Below are 685 nucleotides of genomic sequence, written 5' to 3' on the forward strand. Positions count from 1 at the left end.
TGAGATTTCCCATAGCGCAAGCTAGTAAGATCCCTGAAAGATGATCAGGTTGATAGGTCAGAGGTGGAAGCGTGGCGACATGTGTAGCTGACTGATACTAATCGATCGAGGACTTAACCAAACTTTTAAAAGCGTAAGCTTTACTCAGCGAACTGTTATCTAGTTTTGAAAGAATAAATCTTTCGAAAAAAAGTATTGCTTTCTTTATAAAATAGTGTATAATATAATATGTCTGGTGGCGATAGCGAAGAGGTCACACCCGTTCCCATACCGAACACGGAAGTTAAGCTCTTTAGCGCCAATGGTAGTTGGGACTTTGTCCCTGTGAGAGTAGGACGTTGCCAGGCTTATATTTCGGAGGATTAGCTCAGCTGGGAGAGCACCTGCCTTACAAGCAGGGGGTCGGCGGTTCGATCCCGTCATCCTCCACCATCGACTATTTAAGTCAGAGATTGCACGCCGGTGTAGCTCAATTGGTAGAGCAACTGACTTGTAATCAGTAGGTTGGGGGTTCAAGTCCTCTTGCCGGCACCATTTTTTTCGAGCCATTAGCTCAGTTGGTAGAGCATCTGACTTTTAATCAGAGGGTCGAAGGTTCGAGTCCTTCATGGCTCACCATTTATATTCACACGCGGGTGTGGCGGAATTGGCAGACGCGCTAGACTTAGGATCTAGTGTCTTACGA

Annotated in this window: 3 tRNA genes and 2 rRNA genes; all 5 read left to right on the forward strand. The window is 46.0% G+C overall.

The features are described 5' to 3' along the window. A 23S ribosomal RNA gene (locus AC1DEF_RS29075) occupies positions 1-121 on the forward strand; the annotation flags it as partial. Positions 122-231: 110 nt separating this feature from the next. After that, a 5S ribosomal RNA gene (gene rrf / locus AC1DEF_RS29080) occupies positions 232-347 on the forward strand. A gap of 9 nt (positions 348-356) precedes the next feature. Then, a tRNA-Val gene (locus tag AC1DEF_RS29085) sits at positions 357-432 on the forward strand. Between the two features lie 26 nt (positions 433-458). Next, a tRNA-Thr gene (locus tag AC1DEF_RS29090) sits at positions 459-534 on the forward strand. Between the two features lie 8 nt (positions 535-542). Further along, positions 543-618: transfer RNA gene (locus AC1DEF_RS29095), tRNA-Lys, on the forward strand. Positions 619-685: the final 67 nt, after the last annotated feature.

Source organism: Priestia sp. 10L35 (genome assembly GCF_056395685.1).